The organism is Neobacillus sp. 204 (genome assembly GCF_046562815.1).
Taxonomy (GTDB): domain Bacteria; phylum Bacillota; class Bacilli; order Bacillales; family Cytobacillaceae; genus Neobacillus.
Genome location: NZ_JBJORY010000043.1, coordinates 1 through 1,670, shown reverse-complemented (window position 1 = coordinate 1,670; position 1,670 = coordinate 1). Strand labels below are relative to the sequence as shown.

The window sequence follows — 1,670 nt, the reverse complement described above, 5'->3', positions numbered from 1 at the left end:
TGATATGCTCCCGATAAAGTAGACAGATGAAATAATAAAAATCTGTTTATTTTATTGGGGGCTTTTTCTATGGGAAAATATTCAGCACAAGAAAAATTTGAGATAATAACGGCTTATGAAAACAGAAAAATCTCAGTTTCAGACTTTTGTAAACAACACCAAATATCTTCTAGAACTCTGAATGATTGGATTTATCAATTTCATACATATGGAACGGAGTGGCTTCAGGGTTCGGGGGAATGGAGGCGGTATTCGAAGAAAGTAAAAACAGCTGCGGTTAATGACTTTTTATCGGGTCAATACTCTCAAGTTGAGATCGTACGTAAGTATGAAATATCCAGTCGTTCAGTGTTACAAAGATGGATTAGGATTTATAATGATCATAGAGAATTAGAAGAGACGAAAAGGGAGAAGAACTCTATGATTAAAGGCCGATCCACGACATTAGAAGAACGATTTGAAATTGTTATGTATTGCTTACAGAACGAGAAAAACTATCAACAGACATCTGATCACTTTAATGTTTCCTATCAACAGGTGTATCAATGGGTAAAGAAGTTTGAGAAAGAAGGAGCGGACGGTCTAGAAGATAAGAGGGGGAAGCGTAAAACGGAATCAGAGTTAACCCCTGAGGAGAAGATACAGCGCGAAATGAAGCGGTTAGAGCAGGAAAATGAACGCCTTCGGGCGGAGAATGCATTCTTAAAAAAGTTGGAGGAACTCGAAAGGAGGCGGTTAAAGAGATAAGCCAGATCCGTTTGGCCGATAAATATAAAGCTATTCAAGAACTTCATGAGAAAGAGAAATTCTCCATTGTGCTATTATGTGAAATTGCGAGAATTCAACGCTCTTCTTATTATAAATGGCTTAATCGTACCCCTCCTGAGAATGAAAAGAGGAATGAGGAAATCCTGGAGGAGATAAAACGTCTATATGAGAAAGTGGACGGTATATATGGATACCGCCGCATTACAATGAACCTAAATCGTACCTTACCAAAGTCCATTAATCATAAACGAGTGTATCGATTAATGAGAATAGCTGGAATACAATCGGTAATTCGACGCAAAAGGAAAAAGTATAAGCCAAGCACTCCACAACATGTAGCTGAGAACATCTTGAACAGAGAGTTCCACGCAGAGAAGCAAAATGAAAAATGGTTAACAGATGTGACTGAATTGAAGTATGGAGTCTCACAAAAGGCTTATTTAAGTGCGATTTTAGATGTGTACGATGGATCCATTGTCAGTTATGTATTAGGCAATTCAAATAATAATCCATTGGTATTTAAAACCCTCGATTTAGCTTTGGAAACTAACCCAGGAGCAAAACCCCTCCTCCATAGCGATCGAGGATTTCAATACACTTCCCCTACTTTTAAAAGGAAAATTGATAAAGCAGAGATGGTTCAAAGTATGTCGAGGGTCGGAAGGTGTATCGATAATGGACCAATGGAGGCTTTTTGGGGAACATTGAAATGTGAAAAGTATTATCTGAACAAGTACAGCACCTTTGAAGAGCTAAAGAAAGACATTGAGGAGTACATAAAATTTTATAATTATGAACGATTACAAAAAAGACTAAACGGCCTAAGCCCCTTGGAATATAGGGCTCAAGCCGCTTAGTGTCATTTATTTATTTCCGCTGTCTACTTGACGGGTGTCACTTCA

1 protein-coding gene is annotated in these 1,670 nt (G+C 38.0%); it reads left to right on the top strand.

What is annotated here, in order from left to right; all coding sequences use genetic code 11:
* Positions 1–69 precede the first annotated feature (69 nt).
* Positions 70–1,625 (top strand): IS3 family transposase gene (locus ACJ004_RS29980; protein ID WP_410896724.1). Its coding sequence is split into 2 segments (ribosomal slippage): positions 70–715 and positions 715–1,625, totalling 1,557 coding nucleotides; the frame shifts between segments, so codons are not numbered across the junction.
* Positions 1,626–1,670 lie beyond the last annotated feature (45 nt).